The 1,053-nt window shown below is 70.9% G+C and carries 1 protein-coding gene; it reads left to right on the forward strand.

Translation table 11 applies throughout. The features are described from left to right. On the forward strand, positions 1 to 1,053 hold a 1,053-nt coding region (locus BW981_RS22245; protein WP_139333915.1), incomplete at its 5' end, for a calcium-binding protein.

A 1,053-nucleotide genomic window follows, 5' to 3' on the forward strand; every position in this document is an offset into this window, starting at 1 on the left:
GGCGAGGCGGGCGACGATCTGCTGAAGGGCGGGGAGGGCGACGACGCGCTGGGTGGCGGTCTCGGCAACGACGTGCTGATGGGCGGCGCCGGTGACGACAGGCTCGACGGCGGCGAGGGGATCGACACCGTCAGCTATGCCGACGACACGGCCGGCGTCACGGTCGATCTCGCGGCGGGTTCGGCCGAGGGCGACGATGTCGGCTCCGACGAGCTGGTCTCGATCGAGCATGTCATCGGCGGCGCCGGCAACGACGTTCTCAAGGGCGATGACGGCGACAACGTCTTCGTCGGCGGGGCCGGCGACGACGTCATTGACGGGCGCGGCGGCTTCGACACGCTGGATCTGTCGGGGGCGACCGGGCCGGTGACGGTCGATGTCGCGGCCGGCACGGTGTCGGGCGCGGGGCTGGGTTCGGACCGCTTCATGAACATCGAGAAGCTGCTCTTCGGCGCGGCGGACGACATCGTGACCGGCGGCAATGGCGACGATGCCTTCGACGGCGGCGCCGGCAATGACAGCCTCAAGGGCGGGGCCGGCAACGACACGCTGCGCGGCGATGCCGGCCAGGACACGATCGATGGCGGCTCGGGCGACGATGCCGTCTTCGGCGGCCTCGGCAACGACGTGATCAAGGGCGGCTCGGGTGTCGACCGCCTCGACGGCGGCGAGGGCGACGATGCCATCGATGCCGGCTCGGGCAACGATGTCCTGCTCGGCGGGGCGGGGAACGACCGGCTCGACGCCGGCTCGGGCGACGACCGGATCGAGGGCGGCGCCGGTGCCGACATCCTGACCGGCGGCTCGGGCCATGACGCCTTCGTCTTCGCGGCGGGGTTCGGCAAGGACGAGGTCACCGACTTCAGGACCTCGGGCTCGAGCTCCGACGTGCTGGAGTTCGACATCGGCCTCTTCGCCGATTTCGACGATGCGATGGGCGCGGCGGCCCAGATCGGCACCGACACCGTCTTCACCATCGACGCCGACACCACGCTGACGCTGAAGGGCGTGCACCTCGCCAGCCTCGCGGCAGACGACTTCCGCTTCGTCTGA

Source organism: Allobosea sp. TND4EK4 (assembly GCF_900156025.1).
Lineage (GTDB): Bacteria > Pseudomonadota > Alphaproteobacteria > Rhizobiales > Beijerinckiaceae > Allobosea.